The sequence below is a fragment of the Pseudoalteromonas sp. SWYJZ98 genome, assembly GCF_015864495.1.
Taxonomy (GTDB): Bacteria; Pseudomonadota; Gammaproteobacteria; order Enterobacterales; family Alteromonadaceae; genus Pseudoalteromonas; species Pseudoalteromonas distincta.
On the sequence record NZ_JADYXA010000019.1, the window covers coordinates 24,918 to 45,738 of the forward strand.

Genomic DNA, 20,821 nt, shown 5'->3' on the forward strand with positions numbered 1-20,821 from the left:
AACTAATATCAGTATACGTTTTGTAATGTTTAGAGGCTATTAACTTGCGACTAATTAAGTCTTAACTGCTTTAAACTAAAACCTAAATTTATATCGGTGCGTAAACTAACCAAGTGCTTTGAAATTACGTACATATCCATATTAGCGGCTAACTTTGCTTTAATACTCGGGCTTAGAGACTCATCTTCGGCTGCTTGTTCAATTGAGTTATAGTTATTAACTATTTGCTGCGCAGATTTAGTACCTATTCCTTTAACTCCCGGAATATCATTTGTTTTATCGCCCGCTAATGCCCAAAAATCAACGAGTTTATTTTGCTCAACACCAAAACGCTCTTTTATACTTGTCTCATCTAGATAGAGCTTTTTAAAGTAATCGTAAACTGTAATGTAAGGGCCAATATAAGGTAAAAAGCCTTTATCGGTAGAAACAACAGTATTAGCTATTTGATTATTTGATGCTTTAAACGCAAGCGTTGCAATAATATCATCGGCTTCATCGTTAATAGGCTCAAATACAACAATGCCGGTTTCTTCAATTGAAGTTTTAAAATGCAATAGGGCGTCCTTTAATACTTGAGGCATTGGCGCGCGCGAGTGTTTGTAGTCTCTATAAAAATGATAACGCCAGCTTTTGTCGCCATCAAACACAGCAATAGCATGGGTTGCATTACTGGTATCTAAAAGCTTTTTACAGGCGTGGGCTACACGTGCACAGCACGTTTGTATCATTTGCTCGTCGCTGTGATGTTTTTGATTAGCGTCAACGGCGTAAATGCGCCTAATTAAATTAAGCGCATCGATAAGAAGTAAATGAGGTTTCAAACTATAAAACTCATGCTTTTATTTTGTAACACGGAACGTATTTGCTGCCAGGGAGTTTCATACGACCTTGAAGAACAAATGCTTGTAATAACGTATCCATATTTTCCATAAGGGCAGGTTCGCCGCTTAAAACATATGGACCATTTTGCTTAATGGCTTTAACGCTTTCGTCTTTTACATTTCCAGCAACAATACCTGAAAAAGCCCTGCGTAAATTAGCCGCTAGTAGCTGTTTTGGCTGATCAAGATGTAAATCAAGACTTGCCATATTTTCATGTGTTGGTGCAAAAGGTTGTTGAAAGTCGTTATCTACTTTTAATGTCCAGTTAAAGTAGTAGGCATCACCTTCACTTTTACGGTAATCACGAACATTAGCCATCGATGACTTTAGTTTTTGACCGACTAATTCAGGATTATCAATAATTACTTCAAACTTATCCAACGCTTCCTTACCAAGTGTCATTTCAACGAACTCGCATAGCTCTTTAAAGTACGCCTCGCTTTGTTTGGGGCCAGTTAAAATAACAGGTAAACATTGTTTAGTATTATCTGGGTGCAACAATATGCCTAATAAATATAACAACTCTTCAGCAGTACCTGCGCCACCAGGAAAAATGATAATTGCGTGAGCTGTTCTAATAAAAGCTTCAAGGCGTTTTTCAATATCAGGTAAAATAACGAGTTCGTTTACAATAGGATTGGGTGGCTCGGCAGCAATAATGCTTGGCTCTGTTAAGCCTAAGTAGCGATTATCGGTGTTACGTTGCTTTGCGTGGCCAATAGTTGCGCCTTTCATTGGGCCTTTCATGGCACCAGGACCACAACCGGTACAAATATTTAATCCACGTAAACCAAGTTCGTAACCTACTTGTTTTGTGTACTTATATTCAACCTCGTTTATTGAATGTCCGCCCCAGCAAACAACCATGTTAGGCTCGCTTTTAACACGCAGTGCACCTGCATTTCTGAGCATATCGAACACCATATGGGTTATGGCTTTTTGCTCTTTTAAATCTTTTTCGTATTTTTGACAAATAAACAAAATATCACGAATAACAGAAAATATATGTTCGTGAATACCGGTAATTATTTCGCCATCAACAAATGCGGTTGCGGGTGGGTTTTCAAGCTCAATTTTAATGCCTCGTTCGCGGCTTACTAAACGAATATCAAAATCTTTGTATTTGTCGTATATATCGTTACTGTCGTCGGTATGGCTGCCTACATTGAGCACTGCAAGTACGCAGTTTCTAAATAACTTATAACGCTCACTAGCAGACGATTGCTCTAATAAATCAACTTCTAATTGCGACAGTAAATCTAAAACCCCAGTTGGGTTTAACTGTATTAACATAGACGTGCTCCTACTGCTAAATCGTAAAACTACTTGTCATAAAAGTTATAATAGCTATGACATTATTTACTGGTACAAAGTCTATCTCGCCCTGAATTTTTGGCTTCGTAAAGTGCATCATCAGCTCTATCAAATGCCTTTAATAGGGTATCGCCTTTTTTAAATTGAGTTGCACCTACCGAAATAGTGATCTCAATTTGTTTTTCTCTAAATTTAAAAGGTATATTTTTAATTACCTTTCTTACTTTATCCAAGGGTAGGGTTGCGTTTTCAAGCGACACACCTGGCATTAATAGTACAAATTCTTCACCGCCGTAACGCGCTATAAAATCCGACTTTCTTACCGATTTTTGCAACGCTTTTGATATAACTTGTAAGGTAATATCACCTGCGGTGTGGCCAAATCTATCATTAATAGATTTAAAGTGGTCAACATCAATAACTGCAAGCGTAACATCTGATGGCTGCACATTAAACAAATGCATTTCGTGATTGTAACGTTCGTCAAATGCAGCACGGTTAGGCAGTTTTGTAAGCCCATCTAGTAAGCTTTTAAAGCGCTGTTCATTTAAGCGTTTTTTATACGTTGTTAACTTATCTTCTAAAGTAACAATTCGAGTATTTATTTCATTAAAGCTAGCGCTAAGCATTTCTCTGTCTTTTCGTTCTAACTTTTCTTTTGCTATAAAATCTTCACTTATTGATTTTAATTCGTTATCTACAAGTTCTTTTAAAGATGAGATTGATGTTGCTTTTTGCGTTTGCTCATTAAGATTTTTTATTTTTAGTTCAATGCTTTTATTAAGTGAGTCAAACTCAACTTCCATAGACTCAGAGTGCTTGCTAGTTGAGATGATAGAGTTATGAAGATCTTCGAGGGTTTGATTTAATGAAACTAAAAAGCTTTGCGCAGATTTACGCTCTTTACTTATATTTTTAACCACTACATCAATAATACTAATTGCTGCATCAAGTAATGCATCGATTGAGTCACTTTCAGTAATATGATTTTTTATATTATTAATTTGTAGCGTAGCTTCTTCTTCAAGTATAAGTTCATTTGCGAGCTCAAGCAGTTTTTTTGCACGCGCCTGTTTTACTGGGCGCTGCTGATCTACTTGAGGGTCTTGCTTGGTAAGTAATGCTTCATGATAAAAGCTAATAAGTTGATCAAGTAGCGGAATGTACCCATGAGTTGAATGAACATTATTAATTTCGTGATCGAGTAGATTTCTTAGAGTTCTACGAGTATCGTCAGGTAAACCTTTGGTTTTTTGTAATTGTTTACCGGCATTTTGCACACTGTCGAATAAATTACGTTGCTGAGTTTGTTGAATCGATTCTTGGTTTTTAAGTAGAATTAAAGTTTCACTAATAAGGGGCGCAAGGTCTTCAAAACTCACGCCTTTATTAAGCGCACTTCTAAATTTGGCGAGGCGATTATCTAACTCGATATCTAGTCCTTTGCAGCTCAACGATAGTTTAGCTGTAAAGTCACATAGAACATCTACTTGATGTTTACGAGCACTCTCAACAACCATACGCGCATCTATTGCTTGTTTTAGCTTTTTATCTGTTGCGTTAGATCTTTGTGACACCTAAGCGTACCGCCATCAAATTAATTTCATTATCTTCAGTTTACAACAAATTTTTATTATGTGTAGTTATCTAGTAAAAAACTTAGAAATTTTAATAAGCTACTACTTATAAACTCGTATATAGGGTCATTTATCGTATTTAATTCACTTTTAAATAGGGGCTTGTTAGTCTTGTAAGCAATTAAGTTTCCACTAAGAGTCTCTATGAAAAAGTTATTAGCCCTTTCAATTTTAGCTGCATGTTCAGCGCCTGTATTTGCCGATGTAAATTATTCTTTAGAAATTTCGCAGCCACAGCATCATTTAGGTGATGTAAGTGTCGAGTTTCCAAAAACTGCGCAAGCACATCTTGATATAAAACTTCCTGCGTGGCGCACGGGTCGCTACGAAATGTTAAACCTTGCAAATGGCATTCGCTACTTCAAAGCCAAAGACGAAGATGGCAAAGAACTAAAATGGGAAAAAATAGATCACAGTACATGGCGTGTACATCTTAATGAGCCTACAGAAGTAAATGTTGACTACCAAGTGTACGCAAATGAACTTGGTAAACGTGCTCGCCACATTGACGACAGCCATGCATTTATAGATGCATCAGGCTTTTTTATGTTTAGTGACTCGTTTCGCCAAGAGCCTGTAACCGTTAATTTAGACGTACCTAAAAAGTGGCGTTCTGTATCGGGTATGGACAATTTTAAAGGCAAAAACTCATTTAAAGCAGCCGATTACGACGTACTTGTTGATTCACCAATCGAAACGGGTATTAATCAACTGCACACATTTGAAGTAGAAGGGCGTGAATACGACTTAGTTGTTTGGGGCGATGGTAACTACGATGTAGAGCTAATGCTTACAGATCTTAAAAAATTAGTTGCCACGGGTAATGTAATTTGGGATGACTATCCGTATGAACGTTATGTATTTATGGTGCATGCAACATCAGGTGCTGGTGGTGCAACAGAGCATCTAAACTCAACAATTATTCAACGTCCACGTGACCGATTTGGTAGTCGCGAAGATTACTTAGGTTTTATTAGCACAGCCGCACACGAATTTATTCATACATGGAATGTAAAAGCATATCGCCCTCAAGGTTTAGTGCCATACGATTACACTAATATGAACTATTCAAAACTGCTTTGGATTGCAGAGGGTTCAACAAGTTATTTTGAAGATCATTTATTAGTGCGCTCAGGCATTCAAACAACGGATGAATTTTTTAAAGTGATGAGTAAAACAATTAATCGCCATTTGCAAACACCGGGCCGTGAAGTACAAAGCGCAAGTGAAACAAGCTTTGATAAATGGATTAATCAAGGTGGCGATCACGCACGTAACTACAGCACTAATATTTACTCAGAAGGTTCGTTACTTTCACTTGCTTTAGATATCGACCTACTTGAAAAAAGCCAAGGTAAAATAAGCTACCGCGACGTACACAAAGCACTTTATAACAATCATAAAATGCCAGCTGGATTTACAGATACAGATGTACTTAATATCTTAAAAGATTTAACAGGGCGTGATTATTCAAGCTGGTGGCAAGAAAATGTTGAGTCGCCTGCAAGTATTAACTTTGACGACTTACTTACTAAAGTAGGTTTAAAATTTGAGCGCCCTGAAAAAGCAAAAGCGCTTGCAAGTATTGATGCTACCGCTAAAAATACGGGCGAGTTACTGACGTTAAGTTATGTACGCCGTGGTGGCAGTGCGTGGAAAGCGGGTTTAACTACCGATGATAAAATTGTTGCTATAAACAAACATCACGTAGGTAAAGATTTAAAAACCAGCCTAGAGACGTTTGAGGCGGGCGATAAAGTAACCATTGACTATCTTCGTCGCGATGCTCTTGAAAGCTTAACATTAGTATTATCAGAAGATTTTGATAAGCCTAAAAAAGTAGTTGCTGATAAAGAGGCAACGCCTGAGCAAAAAGCACTATTTAAAGCATGGATTGGCGTGGAACATCCAAATGATGTGACAAAAAAATAAATTCAGTTTTTATAGCGTTTAAATACAGTTAACAATTATTAAAAAGAGCTTCGGCTCTTTTTTTGTTTTGTATAATGGCGTATATAATGTACATGGAAATTTAATGTTAAAATTAAATTTAATTATTATTTAGTATTTTCCTATTATTAAATAAAATTATTTATGGATATAGCCTCAAAATGAAATTAGACGACGTTGCTTCATACTTAACCAACTAATTTGTAATTAACGACTATTTGCATCAGTTATTTGATGCGGTAAATGTTATTTCTGTTCAAGGTTATGACAATGAACGTCGTGTTATTTATTGGAATGAAGGCAGTGAGCGACTTTATGGATATACCAAAGAAGAAGCCATAGGACAAAAAATAGAAGACCTTATAATTCCAGAGCCAATGTGTGAATTAGTTATTAACGCACATAGTGATTGGGTAAAAAAAGATATAGAAATTCCAGCATCTGAAAATATCTTACAAGACAAAGATGGAAACAATGTATCGGTTTTTTCCAGCCATGTTATGTTTACAAATCAATATAATACAAAACAAATGTACTGTATTGATATTGATTTATCTGAGGTTAAAAAGGCACAAGCAGATGCGTCATTTAATGAGCATATGCTAAAAACTATTTTTGGAGCAATTCCTGACTTATTTTTCTTGATGGAAAATGATGGAACTATTATTGAGTATCATGCCAGTAATGAGACCGATCTCTACACCAAGCCAAAGCAATTTATTGGTAAAAAAATGGGTGATGTACTCCCTCAAGATGTAGCCAAAAAATTTGAAACCTATATCAGCCTTGTATTAGAAAAAGAGCAGATGATGAGCTTTAAATACGAGCTAGCTTTGCCCCATGGGCTCGTTTTTTTGAAGCAAGAATAAATAACAGAACATAACCAGTTAATGGTTATTATTCGAGATATTACCGAACAGCATAAATCAGATGAACTAATTAGACATCAAGCGTATTACGATAGTTTAACTTCGCTTCCAAATCGTTTTTTAGCACTTGATCGTTTGTCGCAATTACTTATTGAAGCACAAAGAAATAACGAAAAAGCAGCGGTACTGTTTTTAGATTTAGATGATTTTAAAAAAATAAATGACTCTTTAGGCCATGAAACAGGAGACAAACTTTTAATTGAATCAGCGCAAAGGCTACAAGAGGCACTGCGAAAAGACGACACGGTAGGGCGCCTAGGTGGAGATGAGTTTATCGTATTACTACGAGGTATAACTGATCACCATGCAGCGCTAAAAATTACTGAAAAACTGGTCAATAACTTTAGAGCCCCTTTTAAAATTGAGGGCCGGGAACACATACTAACAGCGAGTATTGGTGTAGCCATATACCCAGAAAATGGTACAACCGTTGCTGATTTATTACGAAATGCTGACACTGCAATGTATCAAGCAAAATCATATGGTCGTAATACTTATTCATTTTTTACTAAAAAGATGAACGTAATTATTCAGCGCCGACTAGTAATAGAAGAGCAGATGCGTGGCGCCCTTGAGCGTAATGAATTTGAGTTATTCTACCAGCCCCAATTTGACGCCAAAAATAAACACATCATTGGTGCAGAAGCGTTATTACGCTGGCATAACCCTGTGCTAGGTAATGTAACACCCGATGAGTTTATACCTATTGCCGAAAATACAGGATTAATTGTACCTATTGGTAAGTTTGTAATTAGCCAAGTATTAGATTTTTTAAACACATGGCAAAGTACCTGTAAACGCCAACAAAAATACACCATGGCTGTTAACTTATCTCCTCGCCAATTTAGAGACGTAGGGCTGCTCAGTTTTATTCAAAACTCATTGAGTGAAGCAAACGTAAACCCCGAAAGTTTAGAGCTTGAAATAACTGAGGGAGTATTGATGAGTTGCCACACTAATGTTGTTGATATACTGACTGAAATTACTGCATTAGGCATTAACTTATCAATGGATGACTTTGGTACAGGTTATTCATCATTAAGTTATTTGAGAGAATACCCTTTTAATGTACTTAAAATAGATAGAAGTTTTATTGATGGTATTGTACTAAACAATGAAGATTGTAATCTCGTAAAGGCAATTATTGCTATGTCGCACAGCTTAGGACTGACAGTGGTAGCCGAAGGTGTAGAAACAAAAGAGCAGCATACTTTATTGAACGAATTGGGTTGTGATTTTATGCAAGGCTTCTATTTTAGTAAACCAATACCAGCAAAACAGTTTCTTGATTTTTCGATGAATTTTGATAAAAAGTAAGATTAAACACTCGATTGTAACAATTCATTGCACGGCTATTGACCTTATTGTCCCATCGCGAGTAACCTGTTATAGAAACAAATAAAAAGGATTCTATAATGCGTTTAAAACCTCTTGTAGCTACATTAGTAGCCACATTTTCTTTATCATTTGCAAGTAGTGCCATAGCCGACGAAGGCATGTGGCAACCACACCAACTTCCAGAGTTAGAATCAATTTTAAAAGCCAAAGGGCTTGAAATTGATGTTGAATCTATTTCTAAATTAACCGAATTCCCAATGAATGCGGTAATTAGCCTAGGTGGCTGTACAGCATCGTTTGTATCGCCTAAGGGTTTAGTTGTGTCAAACCATCACTGTGTTTATGGCTCGGTACAATACAACTCAACACCTGAAAACAATATTTTAGAAAATGGCTTTTTAGCTAAAAGTCCTACAGAAGATTTACCTGCAGCGCCGGGCTCACGCGTCTATGTAACAAAAACGGTTACCAACGTAACAGATGAAGTAATTAAAGGTACTAACGAGTTAACAGCAAAAGCACGCTACGACGCACTCGAAAAAAATGAAAAAGCGCTAGTAGCCCAGTGTGAAGCCGACGAAAGCTATCGTTGTAATGTGTATTCGTTTCATGGTGGTTTAGAGTTTTACCTAATTAAGTCACTTGAAATTAAAGACGTACGCTTATCTTATGCACCTGCAATGGGCGTAGGTAAATACGGCGGCGATATAGATAACTGGATGTGGCCGCGCCACACAGGCGACTTTGGTTTTTACCGCGCTTATGTAGGCAAAGATGGAAAACCTGCAGAGTACAGCGAAGACAACGTACCCTACGTACCTGACTCCTACCTAAAAGTAAGTGCCAAAGGCGTGCAAGAAGGCGACTTTGTAATGGTTACAGGCTACCCAGGGCGTACTAACCGATACCGCATTGCAACAGAGGTAGATAACGTATTTAACGACAGCTACCCTAAAGCACGCGTTCATAACTCAAAATACGTGTCGCTTATTGAAGAAAACTCAGAAGACGGCAGTAAAGCGCGTATTGCTTACGAAAGCACCATTGCAGGTTATAACAACTATATTAAAAACTATGGTTCGATGATCGAAAGCTTCAAAAAAGGCACTATGCTTGAGCGCAAAAAACAGTTTGAACAAGACTTAACACAATGGATCAATAGTGATGGTGAGCGTAAAGAGCAATACGGAAGCGTATTAGGTGAGCTATCTGAGCTAATTGCGCAATCACAAGAGCACAGTGAACGCGACCGTATGTTAGGTTATGTGCACCGCTCACAAATGATCAGCACAGCACGACGTTTATACCGCTTAGCTTACGAAAAACAAAAGCCAAATAGCGAACGTGAATCTGGTTATCAAGAACGTGACCTACCGCGCATTAAAGCAGGGCTTGAGCGCATGACGCGCCGTTATGATAGCAAAGTAGACAAAGCTATTTTACTGCACTTTTTAGAACTGTATGCAGCATTTCCAAAAGAAGAGCGTTTTAGCGACGTTGATAACGTATTTAAAGTACAAAATGGGTTTGATAAAGCAACCCAAAGCGCGTTACTTGATAGCATGTATGAACAGTCAAGACTTGATAATGCCACTGTTCGAAATTCATTATTTGAGCAATCGTTTAGCCAGCTAAATCAAAGCCAAGACCCATTTGTGCAGTACGCTAAAGCAATATTTAAAGTAATGAAAGCAGAGGAAGATAAATCAAAAGCACTTGCAGGTAAATTACAAGCAGCTCGCCCAGAGCTAATGAGCGCAATCATTGCGTTTAACAAAGCTAAAAACAAACCTGTATACGCCGATGCCAACAGCACATTACGAGTAACCTATGGCACCGTAGGTGGCTACTCACCTCAAGATGGCTTGGTAGCAACACCTTTTACCTCGCTTGAAGGGTTACTCGCTAAAAACACCGATGTTGACCCATTTAATGCACCTAAAAAGTTACAAGAGCAAATTAAAGCCAAGCTTTACGGTGATTACACCGGTGGCATGAATACAGTACCCGTTAACTTTTTATCAAATGTAGACACTACCGGTGGTAATTCAGGTTCGCCAACACTTAACGGTAAAGCAGAGCTTGTTGGTTTACTGTTTGATGGTGTTTACGAAAGTATTATTGGTGATTGGGATTACAACCCTGAGCTTAATCGCTCAATCCATGTTGATTCACGCTACATGCTGTGGGTAATGGATAAAGTAGATAATGCACAAAACTTGTTAGACGAAATGACAATCGTAAAATAAGTAATTAGTGAGATTAGAGAAGGGCGCTTACCGTAAAGGAAGCGCCTTTTTTGTTGATGTTTGATTCGTTTATTTATGGCTACTATTTGATTCGTTTATTTATGGCTACTAATTGCCAGCTATAAATATTATGCTTTCTGTAGCCTATATAAACATGTAAAAAAGAGGAAAGTTCCTCTTTTTTCACTAAATTAATGACTACTCACATAAATGACCGGTTATCGCTCAAAGCGGGGGCTTGCGTCAGTAAAATTTAGAATTGAAGCTTTGATTATAAATTTTTGGTACCTTATGAAATAAATTAAAAATTTCTACCTAGTTGTAATTGAATAGCTTTAATAATATCGTGTAAAACAGTCCGTATTTACTATAAAAAAGAAGAAATGCAAAATCTAGTCACTTTGATTTTTATTACTATATTAACAACGCTTGCTTTAGTAGCGATTTTATTTGTTAATAATTTTGGTGTTGGGTTTTCTAACAAGATAACCGACTGGTCAAATACTGCGACTTTATTTAGTGGTACTTTAACCCCCATACTCAGCTTTTGTAGCCTGCTACTCATTCTACATACATTGCGCCAGAATCACGATGCTCTACAAAACTCAAAAAACTCAATAGACCTCTCAGCAGCGCAACTTAATAGATCGGAAATACAAGCCAGATTAAGCAATTTTGAATCTTCATTTTATAGCTATATGAAATTTCTCACAGAGCTGGTTAATAATCTTTCTATTTCACGAACTCAAAACAGTGATTACCTTCATGACTTTAATTTCGATCATAGTTTATTTAATGAATTTAAAGGAGAATTTTTTGTAGATAATTTGGAAAATATTAATTTCGAAAAAGCTAAAGGAAATGAAGTATTTAAATCGATTGTTAATACTATTGAATGCGTTCACTACTGTTCTAATGGGAGAGGTAATTTAGCAGATATAACAAAATTAGTTCTTGAGATGGACGGAAGCTTTACAAGAAATTATCTTAAACTTCTTTGTTCAATACTTAACTTTGTTGATCAGGCTGATGGTATAGAATTTAAAGATATTTATTTTAATATTATTAAAGCCCAAATAAATGAATATGAAAAGTCTTTCATTTTTTTAGTCTTACTAGCAAATGATCCAAGCTTTAGGGACTTGAAAGAGCTAGTTGTTAAATACAGTCTTTTAGAAGATATTTCATGTATTATAGATGAAACAGGTTTAGATGGAATAACCCCACTTCAAATAAATATTGAAGAAGCATTACTTTCAAATTATGTAAGTGTAAATAATAACTGTTTTATAAGTGCATTCGGTGCAGAAACACTGCTTGGAAAACTCTCAGTGGAAGCCTATAAAAATGAAAACTAGCTCACTTATACAATATTCCTATCGAAGCTTTTGGTTATCTAATGCAGTATAAAAAAAGAAAAGGATTTAAGTTGTAACTCAGGCATCATTATCCAAACTTTTCAAAATTAGATATTGCTGGTTGCCGATTATTGTCTTAGTACCATTTGCGGACATTATAACTAACTCGTTTATGCCCCTTTTCGAGCTAGGGAGTGTGATTGTTTAGGCTGCCTTGGTACATATTCAAACTAACAAATCGTAATCCGAAGATGAGAAGCAGTTTGATGAATTTGTACTTATTGTCATTAGTCTGAGTAGCTTTTAAATTCTCTTTTTGTTTACTATTGCATTTAAACAATATGTCACGAACATAAGGAAAACACATTAAAATGAAAACGGATTTATTTATTTCATACGCTTGGACGTCAAATGATCATAAAGAGTGGGTTCACCTACTCGCAAGCCAACTTCATTTAATGGGTTACACGGTGAAAATTGACGAAGCAGTCGACTATGGTTCGAGTTTAAGTGGCTTCATGCAAGAAGTAACCGATGCTTCTCATGTACTTTTAGTTGTTGATGAAAATTATGTTGAACGTGCAGACAACTCCCCAACATCAGGAGTTGGCATTGAGACAGAATGGATAAGCAGTGTTTTTGAGAGTAAACCAAACACATGGCTGTCCGTTATTTTTGTTAGAAACCCTAACTATAGATTACCTCGTTGGCTAAAAGCTAAAAGTCCTAAAGGTTTTGATTTTAACTCAAACCCTGATGCTAGGAGATATCCAGGATCAACCCAGATAGACGCAGTATGGCGATGGATTGAAGGACTTCCCGCAGACAAACAACATGCGATACCTATCTCGGTCGTTCATAAACGAGCAGCGCGACTTGAGCGGATTGATGTTCTGAAAGACTCTGGTAATTATGCAAACCCAGCTCTAAGTGGGCGTGTAACTTTTCGCTATCGAGAGCATTTAGGTTATACCGTTGGAAATGGTGAGTACCAGTTCAAAATCCATTTCAGTGGGTGTTCAGGAAATAGTGTCTATGTATACACTGATGGTGGTCTTAAAGCTGTGGGGCTAATAACAACTCCAAACTTTACCCCCTCAACAGTCGATTCTTTTCTAACCCCCGGTCGAACAATCACGCCTACTGTCGGACAAAAAGCCGTGCTCTTGAATAGTGAGGGTGCTCTTTGTGTTTTGACTATCGAAGAAGTCCAACGTGAAATTAATACTGAACAGTATGTACCCGAGCTTGTAACTTTCACTTATGAAATTTTAGTTAATCAATAGCGGGATCATTTTGCGCATTTGTCCCTAGCTTGCTATGCCACAGTAATTCGTTAGACGCTAATTTAGTAATCTCTATAACTCAGTTATGTCCAAAAGTGTTTTAGAGCGACTGTCCGCTTCTCGCTCTTATCCGCCTTTAACTTAAATCAAATCACCTCACCACCCTTTAATATATTTCATGTACATTTTATAACCAAGAAGTGCTAGGTTAGTGGTAAATTAATTGAAGGAAATAATTATGAAATTAGAGTCATTAGCACTGCACCACGGTTACGAATCTGAGGCTACGACCAAATCGGCAGCCGTGCCTATTTATCACACTTCTTCTTATACATTTGATAACACGCAGCATGGCGCTGATTTATTCGATTTAAAAGTACCTGGAAATATTTACACCCGCATAATGAACCCAACCAATGCCGTACTTGAACAACGTATTGCAGTAATGGAAGGGGGTATTGGTGGGCTAGCTGTTGCCTCTGGGATGGCTGCTATTACGTATGCTATTCAATGTTTGTGCGAAGTAGGCACTAATATTGTAAGCACCAGCCAAGTATATGGTGGTACGTATAACTTATTTGCTCATACACTACCTAGGCAAGGTATTGAAGCACGCATGATTAAAGCCGATGACTTTACCGCGTTCGAGAATGCAATTGACGACAACACCCGTGCTGTTTTTTGTGAATCTATTGGTAATCCAGCAGGTAATATTGTTGATATTGAACGTTTAGCACGTATTGCACACAGCAAAGGTGTGCCGCTTATTGTTGATAATACCGTGGCTACGCCGTATTTATGCCGCCCATTTGAGCTGGGCGCCGATATAGTGGTTCACTCGCTGACAAAGTACATAAACGGGCACGGTACTGCCATTGGCGGCATGATTGTCGACTCTGGTAAGTTTGATTGGAAAGCGAATGCCACGCGTTTTGCAATGATGAACGAGCCCGATCCGTCGTATCACAATGTGGTTTATACCGAAGCTTTTGCTGAAGCTGCATTTATCGGTCGCTGCAGAGTAGTGCCACTTAGAAATACTGGCGCAGCGCTTGCGCCTAAAAACGCATCTGACATTTTAATCGGCCTTGAAACCTTAGGTTTAAGAATGGATCGCCACTGCGAAAATGCACAGCAGTTAGCTGAGTATTTAGAAAATCATCCAAAAGTGCTTTGGGTTAATTACGCAGCGCTTAAATCAAGCCCGTATAACGAAATAAGCCAAAAAATTACCAGTGGTAAAGCATCGGGTATTTTAAGCTTTGGTATTGCTGGTGGCCTAGAAGCGGGTACTCGTTTTATTGATGCGCTAAACATGATTTTACGCTTAGTTAATATTGGCGATGCCAAGTCGCTTGCATGTCATCCAGCGTCAACCACACACCGCCAATTAAATGATGAAGAGCTTGCTAATGCGGGCGTAAGTCGCGATTTAATTCGTTTGTCGGTCGGTATTGAAAACATTGTAGATATAATTGCCGATGTAAGCCAAGCGCTCGATAAAGCTTAAAATTACATTAATTAGAAATGCTTGTTCAGCTTTACTGTAAATACAGTATTGTTTGTTAAAAAGGTTTAGGTTTTCTAAACCTTTTTAGCCATTCATTTAGCTACAGTTTAAATACAGGCGGTAGGCTAAATATTTATTACTTTAACCTAAATAAAATGGGCTAAAAGTAGTGATTTTTCACAATAGTTGGTATGTTACAAGTAACATTTTATTTAATTGTGTGTGATGAAAAAAAACAAACGTTCTTCTCTTCAAGATATTGCCGATGCGGTTGGTGTAACCAAAATGACGGTGAGTCGTTATTTACGTAATCCCGAAAAAGTATCAGAGTCTACTCGCACTAAAATTAGTGCAGCTATTGATACGCTAGGTTACATTGCAAATAAAGCCCCTGATTTACTCTCTAATGCTAAAAGTTACTCTATTGGTGTACTAGTCCCATCGTTAACGAATCACGTGTTTGCTCAAGTTATAAAAGGCATTGAAGATGTAACAGGGCCTGCAGGGTATCAAACAATGTTAGCCCATTATGGTTATAACCCTGAAATTGAAGAAAAACGGGTTGAGTATCTATTGTCGTATCACGTTGATGGTTTAATTTTATCAGAAACCACACACACAGACAGAACGCTAAAAATGATTGAAACGTCAGGCGTACCTGTGATTGAAATAATGGATACTCATCACTCTCCTATGCAGCAAGCGATTGGTTTTGATAACGTTAAAGCCGCTTTTGATATGACGACGGCACTTTTAAATAAAGGCTATCGCAATATTGTTTATATAGGTGCAAGGCTCGATGTACGAACACGCCTAAAATTTCAAGGTTATTCAGATGCTATGTTAGCTAAAGGCTTTACGCCTAAAAGTGTGATGACTGATCAAGCTTCATCTTATAGTTTAGGCGCTGAACTTTTACAAAAAGCGCGTACTGACTACCCAAATACTGACTGTTTGTTTTGTACTAATGATGATTTAGCAATTGGGGCTATTTTTGAATGCCAGCGAAACAACATTTTAGTGCCTAGCCAAATAGGGATTGTGGGTTTTCATGGTCATGATATTGGCCAAGCAATGGTGCCTCAATTAGCAAGTGTGATCACCCCTCGTTATCAGATAGGTAATGTTGCGGGAAGAGAGTTGTTGAGCCGCATTAATTCCGATTTGGATACTAGCATGAATTATAAGCAAGTAATTGATACTGGTTATATAGTTCATCTAGGTGAGAGTGTTTAAATACTTAAATTACCTGAGCCTAATTACCTGAGCCTAAATAACAAAAGGCTCAGGTAATTTTTATATGTGTGATGATAAATCTACGTATTGTAAATTTACAAAAACAGAGAAATAATCATAGCGACAAGTGCGCCAACAGTACCAATAATAGTTTCCATTACTGTCCACGTTTTAAGAGTTTGCATTTCGCTCAAACCGAGATAGCGACTCGCTAACCAAAATCCTGAGTCGTTTACATGGGAGAGCACAATAGAGCCCCCACCAATAGCGATGGTGACAGCGGCAAGCTGCGCTCCATCAAGGCCTAAAGGCTGAAGCATTGGAATAATTAAGCCACACGCTGTAAGCATAGCTACAGTCGCAGAGCCTTGAATAACCCGCACAGCGGCTGATAATACAAAAGCGAGTATTACAATCGGTAAGCCTGAGCCAGCTAAGTAATTACCTAGTGCCGTACCTACTCCTGAATCAACTAATACTTGTTTAAATACCCCACCGGCACCAGTGACAAGAATAATAATTCCCGCAGGTTGTAAGGCACTACCACAAATTTCCATGATTCTAGCATTAGGGACACCGCGCCTTGCACCGAGCAAATAAAATGCCATTAGGCAGGCAACTAAAATTGCTGTAAATGGATGACCTATAAAGGCTAACCAATTATATAAATCAGAGTCTTTTTCAACAAAGCGGCTACCAATAGTATTTAAACTAATCATAATTAACGGCAGAGCAATTAAACCTAATGCTAATCCAAAACTAGGCGCGCCTTTACCAACTCTTTGGTTATCGTCGATTTGTTCGTGTTGTGGGAGTTCTACATGAATAGATTTAGAAATAATAGAGCCCCAAATTGGACCTCCTATAATCATTGCCGGTATGGCAGCAATAAGGCCAAATAAAATCATATAACCATAGTCAGCGCCTAATTGAGAGGCAACCAAAATCGGCCCTGGCGCAGGAATAAGAAACGCCTGACAAGACGCTATCCCAGCAAGTAGCCCAATACCAATTTTAACAACGCTGCCACCGCCTTTTCGTACCACAGCAAAAACAATACCGATTAAAAGTACAACGGCTACATCAAAAAAGAGGGGGAGGGCACAAATAAAGCCCGTAAAGGTAAGCGCCCAATTAGCGTTTTTTTCTCCAAAACGGTGTAAAAGAGTGTGGGCAATACGATCCAGCGCGCCGGTTTCTTCCATTACTTTGCCAAACATGGCACCTAAAGCGACCACAACCGCTACAAAGCCTAGTGTTCCGGCCATTCCTTTTTGAATTGTAGCGGCAATTATTTCTGGGCTCATTCCTGAGAATAATCCTGCAATCATAGAAACAAGGATCAAAGAGACGACAGCATGTAGTCGTACTTTCATTACTAAGAAAAGCAATAAAAATATGGAGCCTGCCGCTGTTAGTATTAATGATAAATCTGACATTTTTCCCTACTTATATTCAGTGTGAATTATGATGTTTAGTGTGTTTAACTTCACTTTCGTATTTGTTACGGGTAACATGTTACCCGTAACTCAATATAATATATACATTGAAAATAATTAATTATTAAATTAAGGCGAGGGTAAATACATGAGTAACACAAATGTAGGTCGTGTTTATATTGTAATGGGGGTTTCAAGCACAGGAAAGTCAAGTGTGGGTGATGCATTAGCAAAGCGCATTGGCGCTAAATTTATCGACGGAGACGACTTACATCCCAAGGCTAATATATTAAAAATGTCATCTGGGCAGCCTTTAAACGATGCTGATCGTGTGCCTTGGCTAGAAAGAATACGTGATGCTGCATTTAGCATTGAAAAGAAAAATGAAATTGCGGTAATAGTCTGCTCTGCATTAAAAAAGAAATACCGAGAACAAATATGTGACGGAAATATAGGTATTACCTTTTTACATCTTTATGGTGATTTTGAACTGGTTAAAAGCCGTATGCAGGACAGAAAAGGGCATTTTATGCCTGTTGATTTACTCAAAAGCCAATTTGAAACGCTAGAAGTACCAAAAGAAGATGAGCCCAATGTTATAAATATAGATATTAATAACTCATTTGAGCAAGTAGTCGAAAGCTGTATTAGCGCAACTAAATGAATAGCCACAACACGTAAAAAGTTTTTAGTTAATCAATTAACTGTTACTTTTAACATTTAAAGGCTTTATTTGTTATGAGTTAGCGTCTGCTCGTGGTGTTTCTAAAATCGCTTTTTTTTCATCTTCAGATAATATTATCCAATCAAAAATTTCTTCGTTAGTACGCCCACAACCGGTGCAGTAACCGCTGCGCCTTTCGCATATTCCTAGGCAATCAGTTTTAAATTTAGATTGTTTTTTGTTTTGATTTAATTGGCGCATATTAAAGTCCTAGTGGTGGTGCAATTTCAAAGCGAGAAGAAAACCCGTTACCTTCTTGATTAGTAGCAAGTGTAATGACTGGGGTTTTAGTATCAAGTACAAAGGTGCTGTAAATTGAACTTGCTGTTTCTTTTTGGCTTTCCAACCAACCTGTTTTGGTTAAGCATTGGCGTAATTGCTTAGCCAGTTTTTGATGAGACTTTATTGTTTGCGTTTGTGTTTTAACAGGTGTTTGGCATTGGTAGCTTGCTTGCTCTGACTTATTTAAAGTAACCGTACAGTTTGCTCCAATCATATGAGCACTAGTACGCCATTGATTAGTAAACTGGTTATTTACTTTATCTGTTTTGATTGAATTAAAACCAGACTCATAACTGCTTATAAGGTTATTTATGGTGCTGCATTCGTCGGGTGTTACTGTGGTTTTTACAGACTGATTCGTTGTAGTAGTAGTGGTTGTTGTAGTTGTAGTCTGATTAGTTTTGCTGGTACAGCCCGCTAAAATAAACGCGACAATAGAAGGAATAATATAGTTTTTCATGTTTCACAGTAACCGATTAATTTAGCCACGCACTATATCACACGTGATTTACTGTAAAAATAAAAAGGCCCATATAAATATGAGCCTCTTTGTTAGTTGCAACTAATGCTATTTATGGCGACCTTGCAAGCATTTAACTACATCTTCAAGGGCTAAGCCTTGGCGTTGTAGTAATACTGTCAGGTGATAAATTAAATCAGCAGACTCGTTTGTTAGCTCATCGTTATCGTGTTTCATAGCGGCAAGAGCAACTTCTACGCCTTCTTCACCTACTTTTTGACAACTACGGCTTAAGTCTTTTGCAAATAATGACGCTGTGTAGCTTTTTTCAGGGTCGTCGTTTTTACGCGCAACAATCACATCTTCTAACTGTGCCAAAAAGCTTAAACTTGGTTTTGCTTCATCACCAAAACAGCTTTGTGTGCCTAAGTGGCATGTTGGGCCTTCTGGGTTGGCAAGTACTAAAATTGAATCGTAGTCACAATCTGTATGCACAGATACTACGTTTAAGTAGTTTTCTGATGACTCGCCTTTAGTCCATAAACGCGATTTTGAACGCGAGTAAAACGTTACCTTATTGGTATCAAGCGTAACAGCGAGTGCTTCGCTGTTCATAAAGCCTTGCATTAAAATAACACCAGAGCGGGCATCTTGAATAATAGCAGGGATCATGTCACTTTTAGCGAAATCGACCTGAGCTTGGTTTTGTTGTGTTACTTGCATAATCTTGCTGCCACTTGGTTATCTGTTAAAAATTGTTTTAGTTCGCTAATGTTAATCACATTTTTATGAAAAACGCTGGCGGCTAATGCACCATCTACTTTGCTTTGTTTAAATACATCAACAAAATCTTGCATACTACCCGCACCGCCAGAGGCGATTAAAGGAATGTCACACAGCTCGCGAATTTTACTTAGTTGCTCGTTGTCGTAACCGTTACGAACGCCATCTTGGTTCATACAGTTTAATACAATTTCGCCTGCGCCTAGGTCTTGTACGCGTTTAACCCATTCTTGTGTTTTATAGCGCGTACGGCTTGATGCATTAGGATCGCCGGTTAATTGATACACTAAATACTCGCCGGTAATTTCATCAAAAAAGCTGTCAATGCCGACTACAACACATTGCTTGCCAAACTCATCGTGTAATTCTTTAATAAGTTCAGGGCGAGCAATAGCAGGGCTGTTGATGCTTATTTTGTCTCCGCCGCGCTCAAGTACACGCGCTGCATCAGCGACCGATTTAATACCGCCCGCTACACAAAATGGAATGTCGATATTGCGTGCAATGCTCTCTACCCAATTTACATCAAGTAGGCGTTTTTCAACGCTTGCGCTGATTTCGTAAAAAACTAGTTCATCGGCGCCAGCTTCGCTATAGGCTTTAGCCATTGTTAAAATATCGCCAACTATTTCATGGCCTTTAAACTTAACGCCTTTAACTACTTGGCCGTCTTTAACGTCTAAACACGGGATTATGCGTTTTGATAACATGCCAATGCCTCCTCAACGCTAAATGCGCCATCAAGCAATGATTTACCTAAAATAACGCCGCCCACACCAAGCTCTTTAAGCTTTTTAATGTCGTCAAGTGAGCTTACGCCCCCTGAGGCTTGCACTTTAATTGTGCTGTTGTGGCGAGTTAGGTCTTCGTAAAGTTCAAACGATGGACCTGTCATGGTGCCATCTTTACTGATGTCCGTGCATAAAAAATCAATAACACCTAAGTTCACATAAAAATCTACCAGCTCAAGTAAACCAAATTCAGATTCACTTAACCAACCGTGTGTTGCTGGTGCCCAGCCCGTGGCTGTTTTATTTACATCAAGGGCAATAACAAAGTGCTCTGCGCCAAATTGTTCAATCCAGGCTTTTACTTGTTCGCGTTTTTCTACTGCCATTGAACCAATAACAACTTGGTTTGCACCGGCTTTTAGCCAATCACTTACATCTTGCTCTGAGCGAATACCGCCGCCCACTTGGTACGGTACGTTAAGTGCTTTGGTTGCAGCTTGAATATGTTTCCACTGCTTTTTACTTGGATCGCGTGCACCTTCTAAATCAACAAGGTGTAGTTTACCTGCGCCACTGTCGGCGTATTCTTTTAAACGCGCGCCAAGTTCGAAAGGGTAAAACTGTGCTGTGTCGTATTTACCTTGGTACAAGCGCACAATTTGATTTTGTAATACGTCTAATGCTGGAATAATCACAAATAATCTCTTTTT

General features: G+C 38.1%; 16 protein-coding genes and 1 pseudogene. 8 read left to right on the forward strand and 9 right to left on the reverse strand.

The features are described from left to right. Positions 1-50 precede the first annotated feature (50 nt). The 3 genes from xni to I6F10_RS12140 form a co-directional block, all read right to left on the reverse strand. Positions 51-824 carry a flap endonuclease Xni gene (xni, locus tag I6F10_RS12130; RefSeq protein ID WP_197098901.1) on the reverse strand — a complete coding sequence of 258 codons (774 nt, stop codon included), beginning with the start codon at positions 822-824 and terminating at the stop codon, positions 51-53. Positions 825-834: 10 nt separating this feature from the next. Further along, positions 835-2,178 carry a nucleotide 5'-monophosphate nucleosidase PpnN gene (ppnN, locus tag I6F10_RS12135; RefSeq protein ID WP_197098902.1) on the reverse strand — a complete coding sequence of 448 codons (1,344 nt, stop codon included), beginning with the start codon at positions 2,176-2,178 and terminating at the stop codon, positions 835-837. Between the two features lie 62 nt (positions 2,179-2,240). Further along, complete coding sequence (locus tag I6F10_RS12140) at positions 2,241-3,776, reverse strand: GGDEF domain-containing protein (RefSeq protein WP_197098903.1); 1,536 nt, start codon at positions 3,774-3,776, stop codon at positions 2,241-2,243. Positions 3,777-3,980: 204 nt separating this feature from the next. Between I6F10_RS12140 and I6F10_RS12145 the strand changes: the two genes are divergently transcribed. From I6F10_RS12145 to gntR, 7 genes and pseudogenes are all read left to right on the forward strand, one after another. Continuing rightward, positions 3,981-5,768, forward strand: a complete 1,788-nt coding sequence (locus I6F10_RS12145) for a M61 family metallopeptidase (RefSeq protein ID WP_197098904.1) — start codon at positions 3,981-3,983, stop codon at positions 5,766-5,768. 224 nt (positions 5,769-5,992) lie between these two features. Beyond that, a pseudogene (locus I6F10_RS12150) lies at positions 5,993-8,032 on the forward strand (EAL domain-containing protein). A gap of 98 nt (positions 8,033-8,130) precedes the next feature. Next, positions 8,131-10,302 carry a S46 family peptidase gene (locus I6F10_RS12155; protein WP_197098905.1) on the forward strand — a complete coding sequence of 724 codons (2,172 nt, stop codon included), beginning with the start codon at positions 8,131-8,133 and terminating at the stop codon, positions 10,300-10,302. Between the two features lie 383 nt (positions 10,303-10,685). Continuing rightward, the gene (locus I6F10_RS12160; RefSeq protein ID WP_165742630.1) at positions 10,686-11,660 is read left to right on the forward strand and encodes a putative phage abortive infection protein; all 975 of its coding nucleotides are present in this window, start codon (positions 10,686-10,688) and stop codon (positions 11,658-11,660) included. A 371-nt stretch (positions 11,661-12,031) separates the two neighbouring features. After that, positions 12,032-12,946, forward strand: coding sequence for a toll/interleukin-1 receptor domain-containing protein (locus tag I6F10_RS12165; RefSeq protein ID WP_165742610.1), 915 nt, complete (start codon positions 12,032-12,034; stop codon positions 12,944-12,946). A 238-nt stretch (positions 12,947-13,184) separates the two neighbouring features. Then, a complete protein-coding gene (locus I6F10_RS12170; protein ID WP_165742631.1) occupies positions 13,185-14,456 on the forward strand; it encodes an O-acetylhomoserine aminocarboxypropyltransferase/cysteine synthase family protein in 1,272 nt (423 codons plus the stop codon). A gap of 225 nt (positions 14,457-14,681) precedes the next feature. Continuing rightward, positions 14,682-15,692: a gluconate operon transcriptional repressor GntR gene (gene gntR, locus I6F10_RS12175; protein ID WP_024604207.1), complete on the forward strand. Its 1,011-nt coding sequence runs from the start codon at positions 14,682-14,684 to the stop codon at positions 15,690-15,692. Between the two features lie 95 nt (positions 15,693-15,787). On the opposite strand, the gene gntU is transcribed toward gntR, so the two are convergent. Continuing rightward, positions 15,788-17,131, reverse strand: coding sequence for a gluconate transporter (gntU, locus tag I6F10_RS12180; RefSeq protein WP_165742632.1), 1,344 nt, complete (start codon positions 17,129-17,131; stop codon positions 15,788-15,790). Positions 17,132-17,279: 148 nt separating this feature from the next. Here gntU and I6F10_RS12185 point away from each other — a divergent pair, with 148 nt between their 5' ends. Next, positions 17,280-17,795 (forward strand): gluconokinase, encoded by a 516-nt coding sequence (locus I6F10_RS12185; protein WP_165742633.1) that lies wholly within the window; start codon positions 17,280-17,282, stop codon positions 17,793-17,795. 72 nt (positions 17,796-17,867) lie between these two features. On the opposite strand, the gene I6F10_RS12190 is transcribed toward I6F10_RS12185, so the two are convergent. The 5 genes from I6F10_RS12190 to I6F10_RS12210 all read right to left on the reverse strand — a co-directional run bounded on the left by I6F10_RS12190 (position 17,868) and on the right by I6F10_RS12210 (position 20,806). Then, entirely contained in the window at positions 17,868-18,056 is a 189-nt protein-coding gene (locus I6F10_RS12190) for a DUF1289 domain-containing protein (protein ID WP_165723885.1), read from the reverse strand. A 1-nt stretch (position 18,057) separates the two neighbouring features. Further along, on the reverse strand, positions 18,058-18,597 hold the full coding sequence (locus tag I6F10_RS12195; protein ID WP_165742634.1) for a hypothetical protein: 540 nt from the start codon (positions 18,595-18,597) through the stop codon (positions 18,058-18,060). A 108-nt stretch (positions 18,598-18,705) separates the two neighbouring features. Beyond that, complete coding sequence (gene hisIE, locus I6F10_RS12200; protein ID WP_007376299.1) at positions 18,706-19,320, reverse strand: bifunctional phosphoribosyl-AMP cyclohydrolase/phosphoribosyl-ATP diphosphatase HisIE; 615 nt, start codon at positions 19,318-19,320, stop codon at positions 18,706-18,708. Further along, positions 19,311-20,090, reverse strand: coding sequence for an imidazole glycerol phosphate synthase subunit HisF (gene hisF, locus I6F10_RS12205; RefSeq protein WP_197098906.1), 780 nt, complete (start codon positions 20,088-20,090; stop codon positions 19,311-19,313). The genes hisIE and hisF overlap by 10 nt, the downstream gene beginning before the upstream one ends. Continuing rightward, positions 20,072-20,806, reverse strand: a complete 735-nt coding sequence (locus I6F10_RS12210) for a 1-(5-phosphoribosyl)-5-[(5-phosphoribosylamino)methylideneamino] imidazole-4-carboxamide isomerase (RefSeq protein ID WP_197098907.1) — start codon at positions 20,804-20,806, stop codon at positions 20,072-20,074. The genes hisF and I6F10_RS12210 overlap by 19 nt, the downstream gene beginning before the upstream one ends. Positions 20,807-20,821: the final 15 nt, after the last annotated feature.

Bases quoted from the DNA above. Each gene is read 5' to 3' on its own strand.
- I6F10_RS12165 (WP_165742610.1), top strand. From the start codon at position 12,032: ATGAAAACGGATTTATTTATTTCATACGCTTGGACGTCAAATGATCAT.
- I6F10_RS12170 (WP_165742631.1), top strand. From the start codon at position 13,185: ATGAAATTAGAGTCATTAGCACTGCACCACGGTTACGAATCTGAGGCT.
- hisIE (WP_007376299.1), bottom strand. From the start codon at position 19,320: ATGCAAGTAACACAACAAAACCAAGCTCAGGTCGATTTCGCTAAAAGT.
- gntR (WP_024604207.1), top strand. From the start codon at position 14,682: ATGAAAAAAAACAAACGTTCTTCTCTTCAAGATATTGCCGATGCGGTT.
- I6F10_RS12190 (WP_165723885.1), bottom strand. From the start codon at position 18,056: ATGCGCCAATTAAATCAAAACAAAAAACAATCTAAATTTAAAACTGAT.
- hisF (WP_197098906.1), bottom strand. From the start codon at position 20,090: ATGTTATCAAAACGCATAATCCCGTGTTTAGACGTTAAAGACGGCCAA.
- ppnN (WP_197098902.1), bottom strand. From the start codon at position 2,178: ATGTTAATACAGTTAAACCCAACTGGGGTTTTAGATTTACTGTCGCAA.
- I6F10_RS12195 (WP_165742634.1), bottom strand. From the start codon at position 18,597: ATGAAAAACTATATTATTCCTTCTATTGTCGCGTTTATTTTAGCGGGC.
- I6F10_RS12185 (WP_165742633.1), top strand. From the start codon at position 17,280: ATGAGTAACACAAATGTAGGTCGTGTTTATATTGTAATGGGGGTTTCA.
- I6F10_RS12155 (WP_197098905.1), top strand. From the start codon at position 8,131: ATGCGTTTAAAACCTCTTGTAGCTACATTAGTAGCCACATTTTCTTTA.
- I6F10_RS12145 (WP_197098904.1), top strand. From the start codon at position 3,981: ATGAAAAAGTTATTAGCCCTTTCAATTTTAGCTGCATGTTCAGCGCCT.
- gntU (WP_165742632.1), bottom strand. From the start codon at position 17,131: ATGTCAGATTTATCATTAATACTAACAGCGGCAGGCTCCATATTTTTA.
- I6F10_RS12160 (WP_165742630.1), top strand. From the start codon at position 10,686: ATGCAAAATCTAGTCACTTTGATTTTTATTACTATATTAACAACGCTT.